A 24478-nucleotide genomic window follows, 5' to 3' on the forward strand; every position below is an offset into this window, starting at 1 on the left:
CGAAGTGACTTGGCGCTGCTCTACGACTATGTGAAAGACGGTCTTTCCAACTATGAGATTCTGGAACGCTGCCCCATGTTTATGACCCGACTAACTGATATAGACCGTGCTCGTGCAACAATTCGCAGAGAACAATATAAGAACACCTTCCGCCATCTTCAAGTCATTTATATATCAGGAGCCACCGGCACAGGAAAAACAAGAACTGTCATGGAAGAAAACGGATATGAAGCTGTGTATCGTGTGACTGATTATGAACACCCCTTCGATTCCTATGCTGGTCAAGAGGTTCTGGTGCTGGACGAGTTCCGAAGTCAATTAAAGATTTCTGAAATGCTCAATATTTTGGACGGTTATCCGATTGATTTGCGATGCCGCTATGCAAACAAGGTGGCCTGTTTTACTACCGTTTATATTATAAGCAACATTCCATTATATGAGCAATACCCCAATGTGCAGACGAGTGACAAAGAAACCTGGAACGCTTTGTTGCGCAGAATCCACACCGTCAAGGATTATCATAAGGATGGCAGCGTCCATGAATATACAATAGAAGAATACCTGCATGGCTTTATAACCCTTGATCCTGCCCGTTATCCTCTCCCATTCAAGAACCAATATAATAGGGAACCCCGTCTCATTTCATCTGAACAAACCGATTTAGCCCAGGCATTTTAAGGAGTGTTTTATATATGTTTGAAAGCTATCCTGAGATTCTGACCACCAAAGATTTGCAGCAGATTTTTCCCAAAAACAAAGGGGCCATTTATGACCTACTCAAAACCGGGCAAATTCAAAGCTTCAAGATCGGGAGAGAGTATATGATTCCAAAGTCCAACCTAACGGACTTTATTAACCAGCAGATGAAAAAGTAATAGCATGTTCATTATAGGGGTGTTATACTTTATCTGTACCCGGTTCTTCTGCAAGCAGACCTGCCGCAGTAATTGGAAAGGATGCTGTATATGACAGGCAGATTGCAGAAGAAAAACGATTATTATTATGTGGTACTTCAACTGAGAGACACGGACGGAAACCGCAAACAAAAATGGATTGCCACAGGATTGCCGGTAAAAGGAAACAAGGCAAGGGCCACCGAAGAGATGCGAAAGATTCTAAACGAGTATGAGAGGGCCAATCTTTTATTTAGCCCAAACGAACCGTTTGTTGATGTTCTAGAGCAGTGGCTGGAGCACGCCAAACTTCATTTGGAGATTAACACCTATTCCAATTATGAGATTATTTTCCGTGCTCACCTTCAACCCTATTTCCTGGAACACCCCATAGAGCTGAGAAAGATTCAGACCGCCCATATTCAGGCATATTGTAATTATAAGCTGAAAACCCTCAGCCCTGTTACCGTCAAAAAGCATTTAAGCAATATTTCCTGTGCTTTAGAAGAGGCCCGAAAGAATCACATTATACCCTATAACCCCGCCCATGATGTGATCCTTCGGGGGAGCAAGAAGTTTATTCCGAACTTCTACGATGAAAAGCAGATTGCCCAGCTCTTCCAGGCAGCACGGAAAAGCAAAATTGAAACTGAGATTATTTTAGCCTGCACCTATGGCCTGAGAAGAAGCGAGGTTGCCGGGCTTACATGGTCACAGGTCGATTTTGAAAAGGAAACTATACTCATTTCCAAAACTGCCGTTATCAGCAAAGGCGGCACCGTCTACAAAGAGCGCACCAAAACAAAGAAAAGCTGCCGTGTGCTTCCTATGAGTTCAGAGATTAAGCAATACTTGCAGAACCTCTATAATAGGCAGCAACAGCAGCAGCAAAGTTTAGGCGCTCATTATCACCCATCCGACTTTGTATGCCGACAGGCAGATGGAAGAGTTTTCTCCGTTGAAGCAATCAGCAGCAACTTCAAGAAACTTTTAGCAGACAACGATCTTCCCCCGATTCGGTTTCACGATCTTCGACACTCAGCAGCCACAAAACTTCTAGCAGATGGCTATAATATGAAGTGCGTTTCTGAGTTCCTGGGGCACTGTGATATTCACACAACCATGAACATCTACGCACATGTGAGCAATCAAACCAAGAAAGAAATGGCTGGCAGCATGGGGGGATTATTAAACAGTCTGAATGATCCACCGCCTCAAACACCGGTAGAAGCACCGGTAGAAAAGATTATCTACTTCCCAGCTTCCCGCGCAATATAAGGAATCAGGGTAGAAGATGGTAGAAAAGCGGTAGAAAAAACCTTCACATCAGGGGAATTCCATAATAGGAATATATAGCAAAACCCCTGTAAACCATTGAGTTTACAGGGGTTTTAACTGGTGCGGATGAAGGGACTTGAACCCCCACGGTATCGCTACCACTAGAACCTGAATCTAGCGCGTCTGCCAATTCCGCCACATCCGCATATTCTCTCTCGCTTCGGCCGTTCACCTCAGCGACGTGTTTTATTATAGCACGGATTCAGAGAATGTCAACACCTGTTTTCAAATTTTTTGAAAATATTTTTCCCGGCGGTTTTGCTACCTTTGGAATTGACATTCCCTTTGCGGATGCGTATAATATATAAAATGTTAGGACAAAGGCGTCCATCCCAAGGCGGTAGTATCCGCTTTCACGGGATGGGCGCCTTTTCTTTCTATTATTGCGTTATGAAAGACACCATCTTCAAGGGGGATATTGGGATTATGGCAAGCAAGCATATTTTTGTGACCGGTGGCGTGGTTTCCGGCCTGGGCAAGGGCATCAGCGCGGCCAGCCTGGGACGGCTGCTCAAGCAGCGCGGCCTGAAGGTGGCTGCCCAGAAGCTGGACCCTTATGTGAACGTGGACCCGGGCACCATGAGCCCTTACCAGCACGGTGAGGTATTCGTGACCGAGGACGGTGTGGAGACCGACCTGGACCTGGGCCACTACGAGCGCTTCATCGACGAGGATCTGAACAAGCTCTCCAACCTGACCAGCGGCCGGGTCTACTGGAACGTACTGCACAAGGAGCGGGCTGGTGAATATCTGGGCCACACGGTGCAGATCATTCCTCACGTAACCAACGAGATCAAGGAATTTGTTTACGGCCTGGGCGAATACACCAAGGCAGATGTGGTCATCACCGAGATCGGCGGTACCATCGGCGATATTGAGAGCCAGCCGTTTCTGGAGGCCATCCGGCAGATCAGCCGGGAGGTCGGCCGGGAAAACTGCCTGTTCCTGCACGTGGTGCTGGTTCCCTATCTGAAATGCTCCGGCGAGCACAAAACCAAACCCGCCCAGCATTCGGTGCATGAGCTGCAGAGTATGGGCATCATGCCAGATGTGATCATCGCCCGCTGTGACGAGCCTCTGGAGGACGGCATTTTGCAGAAGATCGCCGCCTTCTGCAACGTGGAGCAGGACTGTGTGATCGAAAACCGCACCCTGCCCAGCCTGTACGATGTGCCGCTGATGCTGCACGGCGCACGGCTGGACGAGCTGGTCTGCCGCCGGTTCGGCTTTGCCGCGCCGGAGCCGGATCTGACCGAGTGGCGGCAGATGTGCACCCGCATCAACGGGCTGAACCGTTCGGTGACCATTGCCATGGTGGGCAAGTATGTGGAGCTGCACGACGCTTATCTCTCGGTTGTGGAGGCGCTGCGCCACGGCGGCTATGAGAACAGCGCGGCAGTAAGCATCCGCTGGGTGGATGCGGAGCAGCTGAGCGAAGCAAATCTGAACGAGCAGCTGGCCGGCGTGGACGGCATTCTGGTGCCCGGCGGCTTCGGCCAGCGCGGCATCGAGGGTATGATTCTGGCGGCGCGCTACGCCCGGGAGCACTCCCTGCCCTATCTGGGCATCTGCCTGGGCATGCAGATCGCCGTAATCGAAGCAGCCCGGAATATGGCCGGTCTGACCCGGGCCAACAGCCGGGAATTCACCCCGGAGAACGACCAGTGCGTGATCGACCTGATGCCGGATCAGACCGGCGAGCTGCCCAAGGGCGGCACCATGCGTCTGGGTGCGTATCCCTGCGCGCTGGCAGTGGGCAGCCGGATGCGTGATATTTACAGCGGCGCTGAACTGATTCATGAGCGCCACCGCCATCGCTACGAAGTAAGCAACGCTTTCCGCCCGGTGCTGGAAGAGGCGGGCGTACGCTTCACCGGTACCTCGCCGGATGGCCGTCTGGTGGAGGCCATGGAGCTGCCGGAGCATCCCTTCTTTGTGGCGGTGCAGTATCATCCGGAGTTCAAGAGTCGCCCCAACCACGCTCATCCCCTGTTCCGTGAGCTGATCCGCGCCTGCCTGAAGGGCTGAGCACTTTCTCACCATTTCAACAAAAGCGTGCCTTCCGTCCGCATTGTGCAGATGGAAGGCGCGCTTTCCTTTTACAGGCCAACCCAGCAGACCGAAGCGAGCAACTTTTGCTCGACGAAAAAACACCCCGTTCGCAGCATCGTATTTTCTACGATTCCGCAAACAGGGTGTTTTGTTTTATCTCATGGTCACATGGGTGCGTAAAGGGCTTTGTACTGGTTTTCCGGATTGGGCTCCAGCACCCAGAAGGGGCTATTCAGCAAAGAGTCCAGATCTTCATCAAAGGCGGTGCAGAACTGCTCCAGCAGGGGCCGGATGGCCTCCTTGTCTGCCTGCTGTGCCCGACGGCAGAGGATCTTTTCGGTCAGATCCCGGGGCGGTATCGCACTTCTCAGATAGATCCGGCCGCCGTACATGCCGCGGCCACAGAAGCCGCCCACCACCGGCTGGCCCTCCGGTGCTCCCAGGCCCAACACCACGATCACACCACCTGCTTGGTACTCGCCCAGGAAGCTGCCCGCCGTGCCGCCGATCACGATGTTGGCGCAGGAGTCGCCGAAGGCCTTCATATGAACGCCCGCCCGGTAGCCCACATCGCCCCGGATCATCAGCGCACCGCCTCGCATGGCATAGCCCGCAGCATCACCCGCACGGCCTTCTACCCAGATAGTGCCCGCATTCATGGTATCGCCCACCGCGTCCTGAGCATTGCCGTGGACCCGGATGCTGCCGCCGTCCAGATAAGCACCCAGCGCATTGCCCGGTGTCCCCCAGATTTCCAGCTCACGGCCCTGCATGCCGCTGGCAATATACCGCTGGCCGCAGCAGTTGTGAATCTGAACATGGGAATCAGTACAGGAGCGCAGGCAGCGGCCCAGCTCCTCGTATTCCATTCCCGTGGCATCGATTTTCATTTATGTTTCTCCCCTCTCTCATTCCCCGGCGTGCTTCACGCCCAGGATATCCAGCTCCTTCTGGGTAAGCCCAATTCCACGCAGCGCCAACCGGTTGCCGCACAGCGCCTCGATGGAGTTGATGCCCATGCCGCCCATCATCTCGCGGATTTCACGGGTCCAGGCGTTCACCAGGTTTACCAGACGCCGTGCGCCCTCGTCCGGGTCCAGACGGGCAGCCAGGTCCGGGCGCTGGGTTGCAATGCCCCAGTTGCACAGGCCGGTATGGCAGGAGGCGCACAGATGGCAGCCCAGCGCGCACAGGGCAGCTGTGCCGATGGACACCGCGTCCGCACCAAGGGCAATGGCCTTGACCACATCTGCCGAGTTGCGGATGGAGCCGGAGGCAATGACGGAAATACGGCGGCGGATCTGCTCCTGGCGCAGCCGCTCGTCCACCGCAGCCAGGGCCAGCTCGATGGGAATGCCCACATTGTCCCGGATACGGGCAGGAGCTGCACCCGTACCGCCCCGGAAGCCGTCGATGGCAATGGCGTCCGCGCCGCTGCGGGCGATGCCCGAGGCGATGGCCGCGATGTTGTGCACCGCCGCCACCTTCACGATCACCGGCTTGGTGTAGCCGGTGGCTTCCTTCAGCGAGGCCACCAGCTGGCGCAGGTCCTCAATGGAATAAATATCATGATGGGGCGCGGGACTGATGGCATCCATGCCTTCGGGCACCATGCGGGTGCGGGCCACATCGCCCACGATTTTGGCGCCGGTCAGATGTCCGCCGATGCCGGGCTTTGCGCCCTGACCAATCTTGATCTCGATGGCCGCGCCCGCCATCAGGTATTCCCGGTGCACGCCGAACCGGCCGGAAGCAACCTGCACGATGGTATTGGCTCCATATGGATACAGATCCCGATGCAGGCCGCCCTCACCGGTATTGTAATAGGTGCCCAGCGCTTGGGCCGCCCGGCTGAGGGCCGCATGCACATTGTAGCTGATTGCTCCGTAGCTCATGGCCGCAAACAGGATGGGGGTCTTCAATTCCAGATGCGGCGGCAGGGTGGTATCCAACTTGCCGTCCGGCCCACGGTGGACCTTATCTGGGCGACGGCCCAGATAGACCTCGGTTTCCATGGGTTCCCGCAGGGGGTCGATGGGCGGATTGGTCACCTGAGAGGCGTTCAAAAGCAGTTTATCCCAATAGCAGGGCACCTCCTCCTGCCCGCTGCCCATGCTGGACAGCAGCACACCGCCGGTGGCCGCCTGGCGGTAGATTTCCTGCCGGGAGTCCTGGCTCCAACCCGCATGGGGCCGGAAGGTATTTTCCGCCGGGCGGATTGCCAGCGCCCCGGTGGGGCAGCAGGCCACACAGCGCTGGCAATCCACGCACAGGGTGGCATTTGCCTGCATCCGGCCTGTTTTTTCGTCCTTTTTATGCACACCAAAGGCGCATTGCTGCTCGCAGATGCGGCAGTTCACGCACAGCTCCCGATCCCGCAGAACCGCAAAGCGGGGCGTATCCCATTGTATCTTCATTATTTCCGTTCCTCCTCCTTCAGCCGCACGATCACCGGTTCGCCGCCATTTGGCGCCCAGATACGGTCCAGCTCCGGTTCAACCGCCCGGATGGCGGCCTCTTCACTGGCAAAGTATACCCGGTCGCCCCGCTCGGCCACCACCAGACTGCGCAGCTTGAGCCGGTCATTCAGGGCCATCATGCCGCCCTCGAAGCCCACCAGAATAGAGAACGGGCCGGTGATCAGCAGATCACTGTACATCTGGCGCAGGAAACGGCGCTGCTTCTGCTCCGGCTGAGGCATGGCAGCCAGCTCACTCCAGAAGGGAGCCGCCACCACCTGGGCAGCCTCCTCCAATGTGAGGCCCTGATGGCGCAGCAGATAATCTAATGTATAGGTAATGACCTCGGTGTCGGTGAGCAAATTGCAGCGATAGCCGTACATCTCCACCGCACGACGGTTTGCATCGTAGGAAGAAATCTCACCATTGTGGACCACCGACAGATCCAGCAGTGCAAAGGGGTGCGCACCGCCCCACCAGCCCGGTGTATTGGTGGGATACCGGCCATGAGCGGTCCAGGAATAGCCCTCATATTCCTCCAGGCGGTAGAAATCCGCCACATCCTCCGGGTAGCCCACTGCCTTGAACACGCCCATATTCTTGCCGCAGGAAAACACATAGCAGCTCTTGAGCTGGTCGTTGATGCGAATCACACAGCGGGCGACATATTCCTTTTCGTCCAGATGGCTGTCCGCCAGCTTGTGGGGCAGCGGCTGCACAAAATATCGCCAGATCAGCGGCGCATCCTTGATCTTGGGGGTGGGCCGGGTGGGAATTTTAGAAAGATTGATCACATCGAAATGGCGATCCAGAAACCGTTCGCACTCCTCCCGGGCGGTCATATCATCATAAAACACATGCAGTGCATAATGATTTTTGTATTGCGGGTAGATGCCGTAACCGGCAAAACCGCCGCCCAACCCGTTGCTGCGCTCGTGCATCACCGCGATGGACCGGCGGATCACCTCACCGCTGATGGGCTGACCGTCCCTGGCAAATACTCCGCTGATGGCACATCCGGACGGGATGCGCACCTGGCCTTCCTTTAACATGGTCCTCCTCCTTTTTCACCGCGCACCGCGCGGAAAACAAAAAGGCGCCCGCACCGGTGCCTTTGCATCGATGCGAACGCCTTTGTTCGTATGCGTTATCATAGCACCGCATTAAAGCAAAAGTCAAGTGTTTTTTTACTCTTTTAACACTTTCCCGCAGTTCCGACAAAGCACTCTGGGCAAATGCGTGCAACTTTTGTGCAAAGACAAAAAATTGCTTTTTGCAGTCGCTTGCCCCCTTGACGCGGCGCCGTTTGGGGGCTATAATGCAGCTATTGGCACAGCAAAGGCGCTGCGATCCCCCACGGATTTGCGGCGCCTTTGTCCTTTTTTATTCCCGGCATTCAAGGAGGAATTGTCCATGAGCCACACCCTTTCGCAGCTTATGCAGTTCATAGAAGAAAACGACATCAAGTTCATTCGCCTGGCCTTCTGCGATATGTTCGGCGTACAGAAGAACATTGCCATTATGGCCAGCCAGCTGCCTCACGCGGTGGAAAGCGGCATCTCCTTTGACGCTTCCGCCATTGCGGGCTTTGCCAACGTTGCGGAGTCGGACCTGTTCCTCGCTCCGGATCTGGACACCTTCGCCATTCTTCCCTGGCGGCCCAGTGAGGGCTGCGTGGGCCGGTTCTTCTGCAACATCAAATATCCGGACGGCCGCCCCTTCGAGGGCGACGGGCGGCATTTGCTGCAGACCATGGAGCAAAAGGCGGCACAAGCCGGATACCGGTTTTTGCTGGGTCCGGAATGTGAGTTTTATCTGTTTGAAACCGATGAAAAGGGCCGCCCCACCCTGGAGCCTTTCGACCGGGCGGGCTACTTCGACATCGCTCCCATGGACCGGGGCGAAAACGTTCGGCGGGAAATCTGCCTGACGCTGGAGGAGATGGGCATCCAGCCCGAGCGAAGCCATCACGAACAAGGCCCCGGCCAGAACGAGATCGATTTCCGGTGCGCTTCTCCCCTGCACGCGGCAGATGACCTGATGACCATGCGGGCCGCAGTAAAAGCCATTGCCGCCCAGAACGGCTTGTTCGCCTCCTTCCTGCCAAAACCGTTGCAGGACGAGAGCGGCAGCGGGCTGCACATCAATCTTTCCATCTTCCAGAACGGCGTGAATCTGTTTGAGAATTTCCGCACCGACCCGCACCCCACTGCTGCCGCTTTCCTGGCAGGTATTCTGCGGCGCATTCCCGAGATCACCGTTTTTGCTGACCCGCTGCCCGGCTCCTATGAACGGCTGGGCCGCTGCGAAGCGCCGGGTGTGGTAAGCTGGTCCTGCCAGAACCGTTCTTCTCTGGTGCGTGTGCCTGCTGCCAGCGGACCCGACTGCCGCATGGAACTGCGCAGTCCGGACCCCTCCTGCAATCCCTATTATGTAACCGCATTGCTGCTGGCTGCCGGGTTTGAGGGTGTACAGGAAGGACTAAGCCTGCCCGCCGCTGCGGACTATGACGCATTTGCCCGGCCTGCCGGACTTACCCCGCTGCCCGCCAGCCTGGACGAAGCGCTGGCTCTGGCCCGGGAAAGCGAGTTCTTAAAGCAGGTTCTGCCGGAAAAACTGCTGGTGGATTATCTGGGCCACAAGCAGCGGGAGGCGGATGCTTACGCCGCAGAAAGCAAACCCTATGAATATGAGATCCGCCAGTACTTTGAACGGATCTGACCATTGGTTTCGAAAAGTGAGGTGAACGGGGATGCCGGGTGTTCTGATCGCAAGCGACAAGCAATACCACGAAACGCTGCGGGCATTTTTTGCCGCCGGTCAGCCTGCACAGTGCTGCGCCAACGCCGGGGAAGCCCGACGAGCCATGTGCGGCGGCTCCTTCGAAACCCTGGTGATCAACGCGCCGCTCCCCGATGAATTCGGCCGGGAGCTGGCCGTACAGGCGGCGGATGCCGGTATGGATGCCATTCTCCTCTGCCCCGGACCCCAGGCCGACAAGCTGGCCGCCGGGCTGGAAAAATACGGAGTCTTCGTGCTTGCCAAACCCCTTTCCCGCCAGCAAACCGCTTTTGCGCTGCGGCTGATCCGAACCGGCCGCCAGCGGCTGCAGAAGCTCACCGCGCAAAACCGCCGCCTGACCAAGCGGCTGGACGAAGCCCGGATCATCAGCCAGGCCAAATGTGCGCTGGCGCTTTGCCGGGGGCTGACCGAAGAACAGGCCCACCGTTTAATCGAAAAAGAGGCCATGGACGGCCGCATCTCCAGCCGGGAGGCCGCACTGGAAATCATGCGAAGACTGGAAGACGAAGGCCTTTTATAACTGCTTTTTCCATTTCACAATTGATAATAAATACGCCAAACAGGCAAAGGCGCCTGCATGAATGCTTGAGGAGATTTCTCCCCGGGCTTTGTGCAGGCGCCTTTGCTTTTAAACCATACAAAGTGAGGGACATTTTTATGCAGAAACTTCCCCGGCATATGCCGATTCATTACGAAGACTACGCACCTGATCTCGCACCGGAGCAGCGCAAAGCATTTTACGGTCTGCCCAAAAACGTGCAGTTCTGCCGTGAGTGTGTGATGAGCAACCAGAAGCCCAACAGCTGCTACGAGTTTGAGCACACCATTCATTCCAAAAAGAAGACTATGGTTATCCAGGAGGACGGCGTCTGCGATGCCTGCCACGCCTGCCACAACAAGGAAGGCAAAATTGACTGGGCCGACCGGGAGCGTCAGCTACGAGAGCTGTGCGACAAATACCGCAAAAATGACGGCAGCTACGACTGCCTGGTACCAGGCAGCGGCGGCAAGGACAGCTTTTACGCCGCCCACCTTCTGAAGTACAAATACGGCATGCATCCGCTCACCGTAACCTGGGCGCCTCACATCTACACCGACTGGGGCTGGAAGAACTTCGAGGCCTGGATTCATGCCGGGTTTGACAACTACCTGTGCACCCCCAACGGCCTGACCCACCGGCTGCTCACCCGCCTGGCCACCGAGAATCTGTTCCATCCCTTCCAGCCCTTCATTCTGGGCCAGAAGCAGCTGGCACCCAAGATGGCCGCGAAGTTTGGCATTCCTCTGGTGTTCTACGGCGAGAATGAGGCCGAGTTCGGCAACCCCATCGCGGATAACGACAGCGCCCTGCGGGACGAACACTTCTTTGCCACCAACGACTTCGATCACATCTATCTGGGCGGCGTTTCGCTGCGCCAGCTGGAGGAGGATTTTGGTGTGGATAAGGCGGACCTGGCCATCTACCTGCCCTGCGAGACCAGTGATCTGGAAAAAAACCACATTCAGGTGCACTACATGGGCTATTACGAAAAATGGCATCCTCAGGGTGCATACTACTACAGCGTGGAGCACGGCGGGTTCATGCCCAGCCCGGAGCGCACCGCCGGTACCTACTCCAAATACAACTCCATCGACGACAAGGTAGATGACTTCTTCTACTACACCACCTACATCAAATACGGCATCGGCCGCTGCACCTACGATGCAGCTCAGGAGATCCGCAACAACGAGATCGACCGGGATGAGGCAGTGCTGCTGTGCAAGAAATACGACGGCGAATTCCCCAGCCGATTCGCCGATGAGTTCTTCCGTTACATCTCCATCGACAAGGAGCACTTCGGCAAAGCAGCCGACTGCTTCGAGCAGCCCACAATGGATCTGGACTACTTTATGCATCTGGCGGACCGGTTCCGCTCGCCCCATCTGTGGCAGTACGAGAACGGCGTCTGGAGCCTGCGGCACACTCCCTTTGAGGGGCCGAGCCTGTGCGGCTTCGGCGCACCGGAAAAAGGCGGTGCCAAATGAGCGCGGCACTTCGGCTCATCGCCCGGCTGGACGTAAAAGACCGGTATCTGGTGAAGGGCATCCAGTATGAGGGCCTGCGCAAGCTGGGCGATCCCCACGACTTTGCGCTGGACTATTACCGGCAGGGCATCGATGAGCTGCTCTATCTGGACACGGTGGCCAGCCTGTACGGCCGCAACAACCTGAGCGGCATTCTGGAGCAGGTCACCCGGGATGTGTTCATCCCCATCACCGCCGGGGGCGGCCTGCGCAGCGTGGAGGATGTAGGCACCGTACTGAAGGCCGGTGCAGACAAGGCGGCCATCAACACCGCCGCCCTGCTCCGTCCCCAGCTGATCAGCGAGGTGGCCCGGGCCTTTGGCAGCCAGTGCATGGTGCTGAGCATTCAGGCCAAGCGCCGGGACCCGCTGAATCCCGCCGCCGGTTGGGAGGCCTATTACGACAACGGCCGGGAGCACTCCGGGCGGGATGTTCTGGAATGGGCCCGCGAAGCCCAGCAGCTGGGCGCGGGTGAAATTCTTCTCACCGGTGTGGACCGGGAAGGCGTACGCCGCGGCCTGGACCAGGAACTGATCCAGGCGGTGTGCAGTGAGGTAACCATCCCGGTGATCGCGGCAGGCGGCGCAAGCAATTCCGGTGATCTGATGCAGGCCGCCCGCCTGGGCGCAGGAGCCGTGGCAATGGGCAGCCTGCTGCATTACAAACAAGCCACAATCCCCCAGCTGAAAAAGGAACTGGCGGGAAACGGTGTGGAGGTGAGACCATGCATCCAATAGTGACCATTGTGGATTACGGGCGCAGTAATCTTTTGAGCGTGCAGCGCGCCCTGGAATACTGCGGCGCGACAGTGGAATACGCCTCCACCCCTGAACAGGTTACCGAGGCCACCGCGTTGGTGCTGCCCGGCGTGGGCGCCTTTGCAGACGGCATGACACTGCTGCGGGAAAGCGGCCTGGCCCGGGCGGTCTGCACCAGAGCAAGGCAGGGCGTTCCTCTGCTGGGTATCTGCCTGGGAATGCAGTTTTTGTTTGATTCCAGCAGCGAAGGCGGGATTACTCCCGGCCTGGGTCTTTTACCGGGCACGGTGCAGGCCATTCCTGCACACTCCACCCAGGGGCAGCCGCTGCGGGTTCCGCACATCGGCTGGGCACCGCTTTATCCCGCCCAGCAGCGGGAGGGCTTTTCGGGCAGCACTCTGGAAGCCATCCCAGCAAAGAGCCAGGTGTACTTTGTACACGGCTACCGGGCGATGCCCGCCCGCCAGGCCGACCGGCTGGCAGATACGCTGTATGGTGGGCACCGCATCTGCGCCGCCGTTCAGCGCGGCAATATTACCGGGGTACAGTTTCACCCGGAAAAAAGCGGCGAGGTGGGACTTGCCATTCTGCGCACGTTCCTGGGCAATTGCCCGGCGTGAAGATAGAGGGTAACTTTTAAGGAGGGAATTTATTATGAAACAGACCTATCGACCTGCTCTGAGCCTTTACGAGACCCAGAGTGCCATCGGCATGATCAAGCAGTGCTTTCCCGCACACCTGACCCGCCAGCTCCGGCTGACCCGGGCCACCGCTCCCCTGTTCGTGGACCCCACCACCGGACTGAACGATGATCTGAACGGCGTGGAGCGTCCGGTCTCCTTTGACATTCCCGCCATTCCCGAACTGGAAAAGGATGCTCAGGTAGTACACAGCCTGGCCAAGTGGAAACGCCAGGCACTGGGCCGCTTCGGCTTCGCACCGGACACCGGTCTGTATGCGGATATGAACGCCATCCGCCGGGACGAGGAGCTGGATGAACTGCACTCGGTGTATGTGGATCAGTGGGACTGGGAAAAGGTCATCACCCGAGAGACCCGTACCGAGGAATACCTGAAGAACACCGTGCGTTCCATCGTGAGCGCCGTCTGCGCCACACTGGAGGAGGTCAAGAAAGCCTATCCTCAGCTGTGCGTAAATCTTTCCGAGCATGTGAGCTTTGTGACCACCCAGCAGCTGGAGGATATGTGGCCCGACCTGACGCCCCGTCAGCGGGAGAACGCTTATGTGGAGCAGCACCCTACCACCTTTATCATACAGATCGGCGCACCTCTGGCCAGCGGCAAGCCCCACGACGGCCGCGCCCCTGATTACGACGACTGGAGCCTGAACGGCGACCTGCTGTTCTGGGACGACGTTCTGGGCTGTGCGCTGGAGGTTTCCAGCATGGGCATCCGGGTGGACGCCGAAGCCATGGAGCGTCAGTGCAAGGCGGCTGGCTGCCCCGAGCGGCTGGAGCTGCCCTTCCACAAGGGCGTGCTGGGCGGCACTCTGCCCCTGACCATGGGCGGCGGCATCGGCCAGAGCCGCCTGTGCATGCTGCTGCTGGGCAAGGCTCACATCGGTGAAGTACAGGCCAGCCTGTGGCCCAAGGCCATGCGGGAGCAGTGCGAGGCTGCCGGAATCCCCCTGCTGTAAGCGTATCCGCACATTTTGATCTGAATTTGAAAAGGAGCTGTGACATATATGAATCATGTACCTGAATTGTTCGGCAGTATGGTATTCAACGACAAAGTCATGAAAGCCCGCCTGCCCAAGGAAGTTTACCGTTCTTTGAAAAACACCATCCAGCGGGGCGCTCCCCTGGACCCCAGTGTGGCCGATGTGGTGGCCGCCTGCATGAAGGACTGGGCCGTAAGCAAGGGCGCGACTCATTTCACCCACTGGTTCCAGCCCATGACCGGCATCACCGCCGAAAAGCACGACAGCTTCATCAATCCCTGCGGCGACGGCAGCGTGATCATGGATTTCTCCGGCAAGGAGCTGGTCAAAGGCGAGCCGGATGCCTCCAGCTTCCCCTCCGGCGGGCTGCGTGCTACCTTCGAGGCCCGCGGCTATACCGCCTGGGACCCCACCAGCTACGCCTTTATCAAGGATGACACCCTGTGCATCCCCACTGCCTTCTGCAGCTACAACGGCCAGGTGCTGGACAAGAAGACTCCCCTGCTGCGCAGCATGGATGCCATCAGCAAGCAGGCGGTTCGTGTGCTGGCTCTGTTCGGCAAGGACGTGCAGCGGGTAAACGCCACCATCGGACCTGAGCAGGAGTATTTCCTGATCAACAAGGAAGATTACGCCCGACGCCCCGATCTGATTCTGACCGGCCGCACCCTGGTTGGCGCTCCCGCCCCCAAGGGCCAGGAGCTGGAGGATCACTACTTCGGTTCCCTGCGGCCCCGGGTCAAGGCCTTCATGGCCGACCTGGATGAGGAGCTGTGGAAACTGGGTATCCTGGCCAAGACCGAACACAACGAGGTGGCCCCCTGCCAGCATGAGATGGCTCCCATCTTCGCCACCGCCAACATCTCCACCGACGCCAACCAGCTGACCATGGAGGTGATGAAGAAGGTTGCCGACCGTCACGGCTTTGCCTGCCTGCTGCACGAAAAGCCCTTTGAGGGTGTGAACGGCAGCGGCAAGCACAACAACTGGTCGCTTTCCACCGACGGGGGCGAAAATCTGCTGGACCCCGGCACCACACCCGCCGAGAACACCCAGTTCCTGCTGTTCCTGACCGCTGTGATCAAAGCGGTGGACGATTATCAGGACCTGCTGCGCATCAGCGTGGCCAGCGCGGGCAACGACCATCGCTTGGGCGCCAACGAAGCACCCCCGGCCATCGTTTCCATGTATGTGGGCGACGAGCTGCAGGCCGTAATTGACTGCCTGGTGGCGGGCAAGCCCTGCCAGCCCAACGCTCCCACCGTGCTGGACACCGGCGCTGTGGTGCTGCCCAATCTGCCCAAGGATACCTCGGACCGCAACCGCACCAGTCCCTTCGCCTTCACCGGCAACAAGTTCGAGTTCCGCATGCCCGGCTCCTCCTTCAACATCGCCTGCACCAACGTGATGCTGAACACCGCTGTGGCGGAATCGCTGCGGCAGTTTGCCGATGTACTGGAGCAGGCCGACGATCTTCCCCGTGCTCTGCTGGAGCTGGTCCGCAGCGAGCTCACCGCTCATCAGCGCATCCTGTTCAACGGCAACGGCTACAGCCAGGAATGGGAGGCTGAGGCCGCGCGCCGCGGGCTTTCCAACTTCCGCACCACCCCTGAGGCGCTGGTTCACTACACCGACTCGAAGAATGTGGAGCTGTTCGCCCGGCATGGCGTCTACACCCGGGATGAGATCCAGTCCCGTCAGGACATCCTGCTGGATGAGTACGCTAAGGCCATCCGCATTGAGGCATTGACCCTGCTGGATCTGGTGCGCTGCCGCATCTTGCCCGCCTGCGTGACCTATGCCACCGGCCTGGCCCAGGGTGTGAGCACCAAAAAGCAGCTGGGCATTGAGGTTCCCCAGGAGGAAACACTGGCCCGCCACATTTCCTCCCTCACCGGTCAGCTCATCCAGGCTGCCGACCAGCTGGAAGGCCATCTGGCCGACCCGATGGCCGAGGATGTTGCCGGTGCTGCAAGCTGGTGTGCCCAGACGCTGATTCCCGCAATGGATGCGGTACGCACCCCGGCTGACCGTCTGGAGCAGCTGGTGGACCGTTCCGTCTGGCCGCTGCCCACCTACAGCGACATGCTGTTCTATGTTTGATTTCTTCTAATTTTTTGTTTTCTCCCCTATAAAAATGCGCAGAGCGCGCGGTTTGCCGTTTCGGCAATGCCGCGCGCTCTGCGCATTTTGTGTTATTGAGTCAAATTGGGATTTTCTAACCCCATGGTCCGGTAAACTGCGTCCAGGTCCAGACTGGCGCGCACCGCATCCGCCAACAGATCATACTGGCTTTGCTGGTAATCCCAGTGGCTCTGGGGCCGGAAGTTTTCCCGGGCAATGCCCTTACGGGCCAGCAGCCAGGCAGCCAGCGCCTCGGTGAGCGAGCCCTCGTCAAACAGGCCATGCAGATAGGTGCCAAACACATTGCCCTGTGCTGCACCTTCCTCCTGACCGTTTTCCAGCAGGCACAGAGGCTGACCCGCCATCCGCTTCGTACGGCCCATGTGGATCTCATAGCCCTGAATCGACGCCCCGGCAAAGGGACCGGCCATCACCTTTGCCGTCGTGCGGATGCGTGCCTTGCTGGGGGTGAATTCCGTCTCGCAGGGCAACAGGCCCATGCCGCGCATCTCGCCCGCCTGCTCTACGCTCTCCGGGTCCCGCAGGGTCTGGCCCAGCATCTGATAGCCGCCGCAGACCCCCAGCACCGGGGTTCCGGTTGCCGCCAGCTTTCGCACCGCCGCCTCCAGGCCGTTCTGCCGCATCCAGCCAAGATCCGCCATGGTGCTCTTGGTACCGGGCAGGATAATCAGATCCGGCGCACCCAGACCGGCGGCCTGCTCCACATAGCGCACACCCAGTGCGGGATGGCTTTCCAGCGGGGAAAAGTCGGTGAAATTGGAGATGTGCGGCAGCCGGATCACCGCCACATCCACCGGCCGGTGAGCCTCGTGGGCGTTCAGCCGGGGAGCCAGACTGTCCTCATCGTCGATGTCCACCCGGGTATAGGGAATCACACCCACCACCGGCAAGCCGGTAAGCTCCTCCAGCTGGGTAAGGCCGGGACGCAGAATGCCCACATCGCCCCGGAATTTATTGATGATAAGGCCCTTAACCCGCTTGCGCTCCTCTTCCTTCAGCAGCGCCACCGTGCCGTACAGCTGGGCAAACACGCCGCCCCGGTCGATATCGCCCGCCAGCAGCACCGGTGCATCCACCAGCTCGGCCAGGCCCATGTTCACGATGTCGTTTTCCCGCAGATTGATCTCCGCCGGGCTGCCCGCGCCCTCAATGACCAGAATGTCATTCTCCTCTGCCAGACTGTTGTAGGCCTTCAGCACATGGGGAACCAGCTGGGTTTTGTTTTTGAAGTAATCCGCCGCCGAGTAATCACCCCAGACCTCGCCGTTCACGATCACCTGACTGCCGGTATCGCTGCTGGGCTTGAGCAGGATGGGATTCATCCGCACATCCGGCTCGCACCCGGCCGCCTGCGCCTGCACCGCCTGGGCGCGGCCCATTTCCAGGCCGTCGGCGGTGATGCAGCTGTTCAGTGCCATGTTCTGGCTTTTGAAGGGGGCTACCCGCCAGCCGTCCTGCGCAAAAATACGGCACAGTGCGGTGCAGAGCAGGCTCTTGCCCGCCCCGCTCATGGTCCCCTGAATCATAATACATTTTGCCTTAGCCATTCTCGCAGCCACACACCTTTCTGAGGGCAGCGATCAGCTGCCGGTTTTCCCGCCGGGTGCGCACCGCCACCCGGTACCAGCCCTTGTCAAGGCCGGGATAATTGGAGCAGTCCCGAATCAGCACGCCCAGCGTTCGCAGCGGGGATGCCAGCTCCGTTTCGCTGTACAAAAGCAGATAATTGGCACTGCCCGGCAGCACCCGCAGGCCAAGAGCGGCCAGCTGACCCGTCAGCCAGGGGCGCTCTGCTTGAATGACCGCCCGCAGCCGGGCCACATACCTGTGCTGGCCCAGGGCCGCAAGCCCCGCCTCCTGCGCCGGGCCGGACACCGCCCAGGGCTGGCCGCAGCGGGCCATGGCCTTCAGCAGGGCTTCGTCCCCGCACAGGCAGTACCCCAAGCGCAGACCTGCCATGGCATACAGCTTGGTGAATGCCTTTAAAATCAGCAGATTGGGAAAGCGGCCCAGCTCCCCCTTCAGGGTGTGGGCGGCGGAGTCATCCAGCCAGTCGTTGAAGCACTCGTCCACCACCAGCAGAGTACCGCAGGCCGCACACCGCTCCAGAATCTTTCGCAGCAGATCCGGCTCGGTGAGCGCTCCGGTGGGGTTATTGGGCTCACACAGAAACAGCATATCCAGTTCCGGGGTGATTTGCTCCAGAATGGCAGGCGTGACAGCAAAGCCGGTTTCTTCGGTGAGCATGTGATGCCGCACTTGGCAGTCCACCGTTTCCAGCGCCTGGCCGTATTCCGCGAAGGTGGGCGCGGTGACAAGAGCCGTGCGGGGCTTTTTCGCCAGCACCACCCGGAAGATCAGGTCCGCCGCGCCGTTGCCGCACAGGATCTGCTCCTGCTTCACACTCTCGTGCCGGGCCAGCGCCTCGGTGAGCCGGCGGCAGAGGGGGTCCGGGTAACGGGCTGCCTGCCGGGCTGCCTTTGCCACAGCCCGCCGTACCGCCCAGGGCACTCCCAAAGGGCTCACATTGGCGGAAAAATCCAGCGGCGCGCGGCCATACTCGGCCTCAAAGCCCGCCCAGTCTCCGCCATGGGTCAGTTTTTGCTGCATTGCAGTTGATTCTCCTTTTTCTTATAAAGCCAGCAGCACCGCCCAGCGCACCGCCGCCAGCACCGCCAGACCCAACAGGCTGGCGGCCAGCATCATCCGGTTGGTGCGGGGGATGTCCTCCACCTCCACCGGGCGCAGCGCGTCGCCCAGCGTGGGCTTTTCGTGCAGCTTGCCAAAGTACCAGGCCGGGCCGGCCAGCTGAACCCCCAGCGCACCCGCACAGGCGGATTCCGGCTGGGCCGCGTTCGGGCTGGCATGCTTGCGCCGATCCCGACGCCAGATGCGCCAGGCGTTTGCCGCGTTGCCGCCGGTGAAAAAGGCTGCGGCGATCCAGAACAGGGCGGACAGCCGGGCGGGGATGTATCCGGCCGCGTCGTCCAGTTTGGCTGCGGCCCGGCCGAAGTACAGATACTTGTCGTTTTTATAGCCCACCATGCTGTCCATGGTGTTGATGGCCTTGTAGGCCAATCCCAGGGGCGCGCCGCCAATAAGCAGATAGAGCATGGGGGCAATGACGCCGTCCGAGAAGTTTTCCGCGATGGTTTCCACCGCGGCCTTGGTCACGCCTTCACTGGTGAGGGACTGGGTGTCCCGCCCCACCACACGGCTAACCGCTTTTCGGGCGACAAGCAGATCACCTTTACAGAGCGGTTCGTACACATGCATGGTCTCCACCCGTAGGTCCTTCACCGCCAGCGCCTGCCAGCACCAGAGCACCTGCACCGCAAAGCCCAGCGCGGGATGAATCCGGCCTGCCAGCCAGATAACACCTGCACTGAAAGCAAGCGTTCCCAGCGGCAGCACTACCGCCAGCACCACACCGCCCCAGAACAGAGCGCGAGGTGTATCCGGCAGAAGGCGGCGCAGCAGCCGTTCCAGCCGGGTAATGGCCTTGCCCATGTACACCACCGGGTGGGGCATCCAGCGGGGGTCGCCCAGAATCAGGTCGACACAAAAGCCCAGCAAAACAGCCAGTAAGATCGTCATACCTGCCCGCCTCTTTCATAGCACACCGTGCACTGGTATTCCAGCGTGTGGTCCTTGTGCCAACACTCGGCATCGGTGGTCACCAGATAGCCACCGCCGTTGGGGCCGCACCAGCTGTAATAATCCTTTTTGGGCAGGCCGTACTGCTCCATCAATGCCATCTGAGTACCGCCATGAGCCAGAATCACCAGCTCCTTCTCCCCGGCTGCTAAAGCATCCTCCAGCAGGCGACAGAAGGCCTCGCAGGTGCGCTGAGTGAACTCCGCCTTGGTCTCGCCGCCGGGGCAGCGGCCGGTGCAGTCCTCCCCCACCCAGGCAAGATAGTCCGGGTCCTTTTCCATCTCGATGTAGTTGCGGCCCTGAAACACGCCGAAGCACATCTCCTTCAGGTCCTCCACCTCCACCAGCTGAGCCTCCGGGAAAAGGATCTCGGCGGTGCGGCGGGCGCGAATCAGGGGGGAAACATATACCGCCTTGGGTGAAATCGGCGCTTTTTGCAGCCGGGCAAGGCCCTCGGCGCTCAGGGGGATATCCAGCGTGCCCTGGTAGCGTTTTTGTTTGTTGTATTCCGTTTCGCCGTGACGAAGCAGATAGATATTCATTCCGGCAATTCTCCTTTTAATAAGATGGGCAGGCCGCAGAAGACCCGCACCACGGTATCCGCCCGCTGGGCCAGCAGGCAGGCCAGACGGCCAGCCGCTTCCCGGTCGGCCCGTTGCTTTGCATCCACCGGCACCACGCCGCCGCCCACCTCGGTGGCGATGACCACCGGCCAGGCTGCGAGCTGTTCCGCCAGCTCCTCCGGGGTCTGCTGCCCGGCCAACTCCTGTACATCCCACACCGCATGTCTGGCAAGCTCTTCCGCTTTACAGCCTAGAATGCGGCAGGCAAAGTCCCGTTTGCCCGCAAACAGCGGGCCTGTGATAAAAATCATAACGCTGCCTCCAACAGCTGCACCGCCACAAGGGCAGCCAGCATCCAAAGTTCCGCAGTCTGCAAGAACCAACCCGCCAGATCGCCGGACAAGCCGCCGAACTGTTTGTCACTCATGCGGCGGTAGTAGAGCAGCACCAGAAAGGCCGCTGCCGCCATGGCCGCGCCCTCGGCCCGGCCCACCGCGCACATACAAATCGCCAGCAGGATCGCCAGCACCAGCAGCACCCGGCGCACCGCCGCCCGGTCCGCCGAGGTGGCGAAGGTGTGGGCAAGGCCGGTGTTTTTGGCCAGCGGGAAGATGGCCACCGCCCAGCCGGACAACGCCCGGCTGAGCACAAAGCTCATCCCAAAGCAGACAAGGGCCGGACTGTCCAGCCGCACCGCAGTACACAGGGCGAAGCTGGCCACGAACCAGACGCCCAACCGAATTACTGCAAAGGCACCGCAGCGGGGGTCCTTTAAAATCTCCTGCTTTTTCTCCGGCGGCGCGCAGCTGGCCAGCGCGTCGCTGGTGTCGGCGTAGCCGTCCAGATGGATGCCCCCGGTGAGCAAAATGGGAATCAAACAGAGTCCCGCGCCCCGCAGCATTTCCGGCATGCATAGCCAATTAGCTGCAATCAGCCACAGTGCCTGCGCCAGCCCAATCACCACCCCGATCAGGGGCAGCGCGCACAGCGCATACCGCATATTGCGCGGCCCCCACACCGGCTGAGGCACCGGGATGGCGGAAAACATGGCAAAGGCCACCGCGATGGTCTCAAGCACGATCATGCAGATAGGGCTCCTTTCCTTTATAATACCGGGCAATGCCGCATTGTACTTCGCACACATTGTCCGCCCAGGCGGCCAGCTCCCGGTTGAGCCGGGCCAGCAGCCGCAGGTATTCCAGCGTATCGCCCTCGTATTCGCTGCCGCCGCTGAATACCTCGTTGCTCACAAGAATCAAATCGCTGCACTGGCTGAGGAGCTTGTCCACCCCGTCCAAAATGGAGCAGAAGGCATCCTCACCCGCACCCGCGGGATCATATCGTTCGTTGGCCGCCAGATTGCTCAGGCATTCCAGCAGCACGGTGCCTTTTTCCGGCAGCTGCAGGCCCGCCAGATTCAGCGGACACTCCACCGTCTCAAAGCCTTTGCCCGCCCGCATGGCCCGGTGCCGGGCAATGCGCTGACGGGTCTCCTCACCCCAGGGCTGCATGGTGGCAATGTAAAACCGGCGGGCCGCCGGAGCCGCCACCGCCAATCGCTCGGCGTATTCGCTTTTGCCGCTGGCCGCACCACCCACGATCAGGGTAAACATGGCTCGCCTCCCTGGGGCTGGTAGGCCTCCATGCCGTAATTTTCAAAGGTGTTGGATTCCTCGTACACCGCCTGGGCCATATCCAGCAGCGGCATGGCCGCCAGCGCTCCGGTGCCCTCGCCCAGGCGAAGCCCGGCGGTAATCAGGGGATGCTTGTCCAGCGCATTCAGCAGCAGCGCACCCGCAGGCTCCGCCGATACATGGCTGGCCAGAATTGCCTTGCCCGCATCCGGGCAGAGGCGCACCGCCAGCAGAGCCGCCGCCGCGCTGATCACACCATCCATAAGCACCGGCACCCCAAAGGCCGCGCCGCCCAGAAATGCGCCGCACATGCCTGCGATGTCAAAGCCGCCCAGCTTGGCCAGCACATCCAGCGGGTCTTCCGGGTCTGGTCGGTTGATTTGAATCGCCCGGCGAATGGCTTCCTTTTTGCGGGCAAGTCCTTCATCGGAAAGGCCCGCGCCCCGGCCGGTGATGGCTTCCGGCTCACAGCCCAGCAGCACGCTGGCCACCGCGCTGGCGGTGGTGGTGTTGCCGATGCCCATTTCTCCGGTGGCCAGAAGGCCCACGCCCTGCTGCTTGCAGTCCTGTACCAAAAGCGCGCCGGCCAGAATGGCCTGCTCGGCCTGCGCACGGGTCATGGCCGGCCCTTTAGAAATATCGCCGGTGCCGTTGGCCACCCGCCGGTCCAGCACACCGGTCTGCGGGGTAAAATCCTTGATGCCCATATCCACCGGAATCAGCTTACAGTTTGCCCGCCGGGCCATCCGGCAGGCGGGCGTAGTCCCCTCGGCAAAGCCGCGGGCCACCATTGCCGTTACCTCGCTGCCGGTCTGGGTCACCCCCTGGGCCACCACGCCGTTGTCCGCGCAGAAGATCAGCAGGGCTTTTTTGTTCAGATCGATGTCCGCTGAGCCGGTGACCGATGCGATCTGGCACAATGCATCCTCCAGAAGGCCCAGACTGCCCAGCGGCTTTGCACAGGCGTTCCAGCGGCGGCGGGTTTCCTGCTCTGCCGCTTCGTTTTTCGGCTCGATCTGTTTTAAAAGCTGTGCCAGTGTCACGCCTCTTTCTCCTCTCGCTGTGCATATTCCTTTGCCGCTGCCGCAAAACGCTCGGCCAGCGGCAGGTCTCCGGCAAGATACAGGTGCGGAAAGCCTGCGTACAGGCTCTGGGTGGCAAAGCAGCAGCTCCACTGCCTGCCGCCGGAGGTCTTTTCCGCCTGCAGGGCCGCGCCGTTCTCGGTGCTGTCCCAGCAATGGAACTCGTGGGCGTTGGTGCTTTCGTCGGTGCGCAGCAGCATGCTGTCGCTGCGGGCGGTCAGCCGGTTGTAGCCGAATCGCACCAGTCCGCCGGTTTTATGGCCCGCGCCGGGCAGCACCCCGGCCATGGGCCAGGCGTCGCCGTTTGCGTCCTCCAGACTCTGGCCCAGATACAAAAAGCCGCCGCATTCCGCCACAGTGGGCATCCCTCGCTCAACTGCCGCCCGAATGGCATGCCGCATGGGGCGGTTCTCGCTGAGAGCCTTGGCGTGCAGTTCAGGATAGCCGCCGCCCAGATACAGGCCCGCCGCACCGGCCGGAAGGCTCTCATCATGCAGCGGGCTGAAAAAGTGCAGCCGCACTCCGGCCCGGCGCAACGCGTCCAGGCTCTCTTCATAATAGAACTGGAAGGCCTCATCCCGGGCCACGGCGATCATCGGGCCATCCGCACAGGGCTGCTCCGCAATTGCGGGCCCCGACTGCCGCCCGGTCTGGTAGACTGCCAGAAAGCGGGGCCAGTCCATTGTGGTTTCCAAGCAGGCTGCAATGGCCCGCACCCGCTGGGCCAGATCCTCCACCTCGCCGGCGGTGACCAGACCCAGATGCCGGCTGGTCAGGGACGCCTGCTCCAGCTCGGGCAGATAGCCCAGCACCGGTACGCCGATCTCCTCCTCCAGCATGGGTTTAAGCGCGGCGTACAATCCGGCGCTGCACCGGTTCAAAAACAGCCCTTTGATCCGGCTGTCCTTCCGGAAGGAGAGCATTCCCTTCACCTGAGCCGCCAGCGTCAGGCTGGAGCCGTAGGGATGCAGCACCAGCAGCACAGGAAGTTCCAGCAGGCGGGCCACGTCCCAGGCGCTGGCCTTGTCGCCGCCGAAGGTCATGCCGTCATAAAAGCCCATCACGCCCTCGCATACCGCAGCATCGCAGCCCGCCGTGTGGCGGCGGTAGAGCCCGCGCACCCGCTCTTCTCCGGCGAGAAATACATCCAGGTTGCGGCTGGGTACCTGCAGCACCGAGCGGTGGAACATGGGGTCGATGTAATCCGGCCCGCACTTGAAGGCCGCGGGGGCCAGGCCCCGGTCTTTCAGCGCCTGCAGCAGGCCGCAGGTGACGGAAGTTTTGCCGCTGCCGGAAGCCGGGGCGGCGATCATCACTTCGAGCATTGCTCCTCCTTATCCAAACAGCGGGC

General features: G+C 60.0%; 22 protein-coding genes, 1 tRNA gene and 1 pseudogene. 11 read left to right on the forward strand and 13 right to left on the reverse strand.

Annotation, left to right across the window (positions count from 1 at the left end; translation table 11 throughout):
* The 3 genes and pseudogenes from B5F28_RS04200 to B5F28_RS04210 form a co-directional block, all read left to right on the forward strand.
* Window positions 1–678: pseudogene (locus B5F28_RS04200) on the forward strand (hypothetical protein); the annotation flags it as partial.
* 14 nt (window positions 679–692) lie between these two features.
* Entirely contained in the window at window positions 693–875 is a 183-nt protein-coding gene (locus B5F28_RS04205; protein WP_087293701.1) for a helix-turn-helix domain-containing protein, read from the forward strand.
* 90 nt (window positions 876–965) lie between these two features.
* Entirely contained in the window at window positions 966–2171 is a 1206-nt protein-coding gene (locus tag B5F28_RS04210) for a tyrosine-type recombinase/integrase (protein ID WP_158097512.1), read from the forward strand.
* A gap of 118 nt (window positions 2172–2289) precedes the next feature.
* Here B5F28_RS04210 and B5F28_RS04215 read toward each other — a convergent pair.
* Window positions 2290–2376 (reverse strand) — tRNA-Leu (locus B5F28_RS04215).
* 281 nt (window positions 2377–2657) lie between these two features.
* Here B5F28_RS04215 and B5F28_RS04220 point away from each other — a divergent pair.
* Entirely contained in the window at window positions 2658–4259 is a 1602-nt protein-coding gene (locus B5F28_RS04220) for a CTP synthase (protein ID WP_087293999.1), read from the forward strand.
* A 188-nt stretch (window positions 4260–4447) separates the two neighbouring features.
* Here the strand turns inward: B5F28_RS04220 and B5F28_RS04225 are convergent, their stop codons facing one another.
* Genes B5F28_RS04225 through B5F28_RS04235 form a run of 3 tightly spaced genes read right to left on the reverse strand, consistent with a single transcriptional unit; the run spans window position 4448 to window position 7794 of the window.
* Window positions 4448–5173 (reverse strand): GltB/FmdC/FwdC-like GXGXG domain-containing protein, encoded by a 726-nt coding sequence (locus tag B5F28_RS04225; protein ID WP_087293705.1) that lies wholly within the window; start codon window positions 5171–5173, stop codon window positions 4448–4450.
* Window positions 5174–5191: 18 nt separating this feature from the next.
* A complete protein-coding gene (locus B5F28_RS04230) occupies window positions 5192–6700 on the reverse strand; it encodes a glutamate synthase-related protein (protein ID WP_087293707.1) in 1509 nt (502 codons plus the stop codon).
* The gene (locus tag B5F28_RS04235) at window positions 6700–7794 is read right to left on the reverse strand and encodes a class II glutamine amidotransferase (protein ID WP_087293709.1); all 1095 of its coding nucleotides are present in this window, start codon (window positions 7792–7794) and stop codon (window positions 6700–6702) included. The genes B5F28_RS04230 and B5F28_RS04235 overlap by 1 nt, the downstream gene beginning before the upstream one ends.
* 361 nt (window positions 7795–8155) lie before the next feature.
* Between B5F28_RS04235 and B5F28_RS04240 the strand changes: the two genes are divergently transcribed.
* The 7 genes from B5F28_RS04240 (at window position 8156) to B5F28_RS04270 (ending at window position 16149) form a co-directional block, all read left to right on the forward strand.
* On the forward strand, window positions 8156–9463 hold the full coding sequence (locus B5F28_RS04240; protein WP_206423047.1) for a glutamine synthetase family protein: 1308 nt from the start codon (window positions 8156–8158) through the stop codon (window positions 9461–9463).
* 31 nt (window positions 9464–9494) lie between these two features.
* Entirely contained in the window at window positions 9495–10064 is a 570-nt protein-coding gene (locus B5F28_RS04245) for an ANTAR domain-containing response regulator (protein ID WP_087293713.1), read from the forward strand.
* Window positions 10065–10201: 137 nt separating this feature from the next.
* Window positions 10202–11569 carry an N-acetyl sugar amidotransferase gene (locus B5F28_RS04250; RefSeq protein ID WP_087293715.1) on the forward strand — a complete coding sequence of 456 codons (1368 nt, stop codon included), beginning with the start codon at window positions 10202–10204 and terminating at the stop codon, window positions 11567–11569.
* Complete coding sequence (gene hisF / locus B5F28_RS04255) at window positions 11566–12345, forward strand: imidazole glycerol phosphate synthase subunit HisF (protein ID WP_087293717.1); 780 nt, start codon at window positions 11566–11568, stop codon at window positions 12343–12345. The genes B5F28_RS04250 and hisF overlap by 4 nt, the downstream gene beginning before the upstream one ends.
* Window positions 12333–12986 (forward strand): imidazole glycerol phosphate synthase subunit HisH, encoded by a 654-nt coding sequence (hisH, locus tag B5F28_RS04260; RefSeq protein WP_087293719.1) that lies wholly within the window; start codon window positions 12333–12335, stop codon window positions 12984–12986. The genes hisF and hisH overlap by 13 nt, the downstream gene beginning before the upstream one ends.
* A gap of 34 nt (window positions 12987–13020) precedes the next feature.
* Complete coding sequence (gene asnA, locus B5F28_RS04265) at window positions 13021–14022, forward strand: aspartate--ammonia ligase (RefSeq protein WP_087293721.1); 1002 nt, start codon at window positions 13021–13023, stop codon at window positions 14020–14022.
* A 48-nt stretch (window positions 14023–14070) separates the two neighbouring features.
* Complete coding sequence (locus B5F28_RS04270) at window positions 14071–16149, forward strand: glutamine synthetase III family protein (protein WP_087293723.1); 2079 nt, start codon at window positions 14071–14073, stop codon at window positions 16147–16149.
* Window positions 16150–16241: 92 nt separating this feature from the next.
* Here the strand turns inward: B5F28_RS04270 and B5F28_RS04275 are convergent, their stop codons facing one another.
* Genes B5F28_RS04275 through B5F28_RS04315 form a run of 9 tightly spaced genes read right to left on the reverse strand, consistent with a single transcriptional unit; the run spans window position 16242 to window position 24452 of the window.
* On the reverse strand, window positions 16242–17738 hold the full coding sequence (locus tag B5F28_RS04275; RefSeq protein WP_087293725.1) for a cobyric acid synthase: 1497 nt from the start codon (window positions 17736–17738) through the stop codon (window positions 16242–16244).
* Window positions 17731–18801: a threonine-phosphate decarboxylase CobD gene (cobD, locus tag B5F28_RS04280; protein WP_087293727.1), complete on the reverse strand. Its 1071-nt coding sequence runs from the start codon at window positions 18799–18801 to the stop codon at window positions 17731–17733. The genes B5F28_RS04275 and cobD overlap by 8 nt, the downstream gene beginning before the upstream one ends.
* A gap of 21 nt (window positions 18802–18822) precedes the next feature.
* The gene (cbiB, locus tag B5F28_RS04285; protein WP_087293729.1) at window positions 18823–19788 is read right to left on the reverse strand and encodes an adenosylcobinamide-phosphate synthase CbiB; all 966 of its coding nucleotides are present in this window, start codon (window positions 19786–19788) and stop codon (window positions 18823–18825) included.
* On the reverse strand, window positions 19785–20390 hold the full coding sequence (locus B5F28_RS04290; RefSeq protein WP_087293731.1) for a histidine phosphatase family protein: 606 nt from the start codon (window positions 20388–20390) through the stop codon (window positions 19785–19787). Before B5F28_RS04290 ends, cbiB begins: the two co-directional genes overlap by 4 nt.
* Complete coding sequence (locus B5F28_RS04295; RefSeq protein WP_087293733.1) at window positions 20387–20722, reverse strand: bifunctional adenosylcobinamide kinase/adenosylcobinamide-phosphate guanylyltransferase; 336 nt, start codon at window positions 20720–20722, stop codon at window positions 20387–20389. Before B5F28_RS04295 ends, B5F28_RS04290 begins: the two co-directional genes overlap by 4 nt.
* Window positions 20719–21495 carry an adenosylcobinamide-GDP ribazoletransferase gene (locus tag B5F28_RS04300; RefSeq protein WP_087293735.1) on the reverse strand — a complete coding sequence of 259 codons (777 nt, stop codon included), beginning with the start codon at window positions 21493–21495 and terminating at the stop codon, window positions 20719–20721. Before B5F28_RS04300 ends, B5F28_RS04295 begins: the two co-directional genes overlap by 4 nt.
* Window positions 21482–22024 (reverse strand): bifunctional adenosylcobinamide kinase/adenosylcobinamide-phosphate guanylyltransferase, encoded by a 543-nt coding sequence (locus B5F28_RS04305; RefSeq protein WP_087293737.1) that lies wholly within the window; start codon window positions 22022–22024, stop codon window positions 21482–21484. Before B5F28_RS04305 ends, B5F28_RS04300 begins: the two co-directional genes overlap by 14 nt.
* Window positions 22012–23088 (reverse strand): nicotinate-nucleotide--dimethylbenzimidazole phosphoribosyltransferase, encoded by a 1077-nt coding sequence (cobT, locus tag B5F28_RS04310; RefSeq protein ID WP_087293739.1) that lies wholly within the window; start codon window positions 23086–23088, stop codon window positions 22012–22014. Before cobT ends, B5F28_RS04305 begins: the two co-directional genes overlap by 13 nt.
* Window positions 23085–24452, reverse strand: coding sequence for a cobyrinic acid a,c-diamide synthase CobB (locus B5F28_RS04315; RefSeq protein ID WP_087293741.1), 1368 nt, complete (start codon window positions 24450–24452; stop codon window positions 23085–23087). The genes cobT and B5F28_RS04315 overlap by 4 nt, the downstream gene beginning before the upstream one ends.
* Between the last annotated feature and the right edge of the window lie 26 nt (window positions 24453–24478).

This window comes from Gemmiger sp. An194 (genome assembly GCF_002160145.1).
Taxonomy (GTDB): Bacteria; Bacillota; Clostridia; order Oscillospirales; family Ruminococcaceae; genus Allofournierella.

Bases quoted from the DNA above. Each gene is read 5' to 3' on its own strand.
- B5F28_RS04205 (WP_087293701.1), top strand. From the start codon at position 693: ATGTTTGAAAGCTATCCTGAGATTCTGACCACCAAAGATTTGCAGCAG.
- B5F28_RS04210 (WP_158097512.1), top strand. From the start codon at position 966: ATGACAGGCAGATTGCAGAAGAAAAACGATTATTATTATGTGGTACTT.
- B5F28_RS04220 (WP_087293999.1), top strand. From the start codon at position 2,658: ATGGCAAGCAAGCATATTTTTGTGACCGGTGGCGTGGTTTCCGGCCTG.
- B5F28_RS04225 (WP_087293705.1), bottom strand. From the start codon at position 5,173: ATGAAAATCGATGCCACGGGAATGGAATACGAGGAGCTGGGCCGCTGC.
- B5F28_RS04230 (WP_087293707.1), bottom strand. From the start codon at position 6,700: ATGAAGATACAATGGGATACGCCCCGCTTTGCGGTTCTGCGGGATCGG.
- B5F28_RS04235 (WP_087293709.1), bottom strand. From the start codon at position 7,794: ATGTTAAAGGAAGGCCAGGTGCGCATCCCGTCCGGATGTGCCATCAGC.
- B5F28_RS04240 (WP_206423047.1), top strand. From the start codon at position 8,156: ATGAGCCACACCCTTTCGCAGCTTATGCAGTTCATAGAAGAAAACGAC.
- B5F28_RS04245 (WP_087293713.1), top strand. From the start codon at position 9,495: ATGCCGGGTGTTCTGATCGCAAGCGACAAGCAATACCACGAAACGCTG.
- B5F28_RS04250 (WP_087293715.1), top strand. From the start codon at position 10,202: ATGCAGAAACTTCCCCGGCATATGCCGATTCATTACGAAGACTACGCA.
- hisF (WP_087293717.1), top strand. From the start codon at position 11,566: ATGAGCGCGGCACTTCGGCTCATCGCCCGGCTGGACGTAAAAGACCGG.
- hisH (WP_087293719.1), top strand. From the start codon at position 12,333: ATGCATCCAATAGTGACCATTGTGGATTACGGGCGCAGTAATCTTTTG.
- asnA (WP_087293721.1), top strand. From the start codon at position 13,021: ATGAAACAGACCTATCGACCTGCTCTGAGCCTTTACGAGACCCAGAGT.
- B5F28_RS04270 (WP_087293723.1), top strand. From the start codon at position 14,071: ATGAATCATGTACCTGAATTGTTCGGCAGTATGGTATTCAACGACAAA.
- B5F28_RS04275 (WP_087293725.1), bottom strand. From the start codon at position 17,738: ATGGCTAAGGCAAAATGTATTATGATTCAGGGGACCATGAGCGGGGCG.
- cobD (WP_087293727.1), bottom strand. From the start codon at position 18,801: ATGCAGCAAAAACTGACCCATGGCGGAGACTGGGCGGGCTTTGAGGCC.
- cbiB (WP_087293729.1), bottom strand. From the start codon at position 19,788: ATGACGATCTTACTGGCTGTTTTGCTGGGCTTTTGTGTCGACCTGATT.
- B5F28_RS04290 (WP_087293731.1), bottom strand. From the start codon at position 20,390: ATGAATATCTATCTGCTTCGTCACGGCGAAACGGAATACAACAAACAA.
- B5F28_RS04295 (WP_087293733.1), bottom strand. From the start codon at position 20,722: ATGATTTTTATCACAGGCCCGCTGTTTGCGGGCAAACGGGACTTTGCC.
- B5F28_RS04300 (WP_087293735.1), bottom strand. From the start codon at position 21,495: ATGATCGTGCTTGAGACCATCGCGGTGGCCTTTGCCATGTTTTCCGCC.
- B5F28_RS04305 (WP_087293737.1), bottom strand. From the start codon at position 22,024: ATGTTTACCCTGATCGTGGGTGGTGCGGCCAGCGGCAAAAGCGAATAC.
- B5F28_RS04315 (WP_087293741.1), bottom strand. From the start codon at position 24,452: ATGCTCGAAGTGATGATCGCCGCCCCGGCTTCCGGCAGCGGCAAAACT.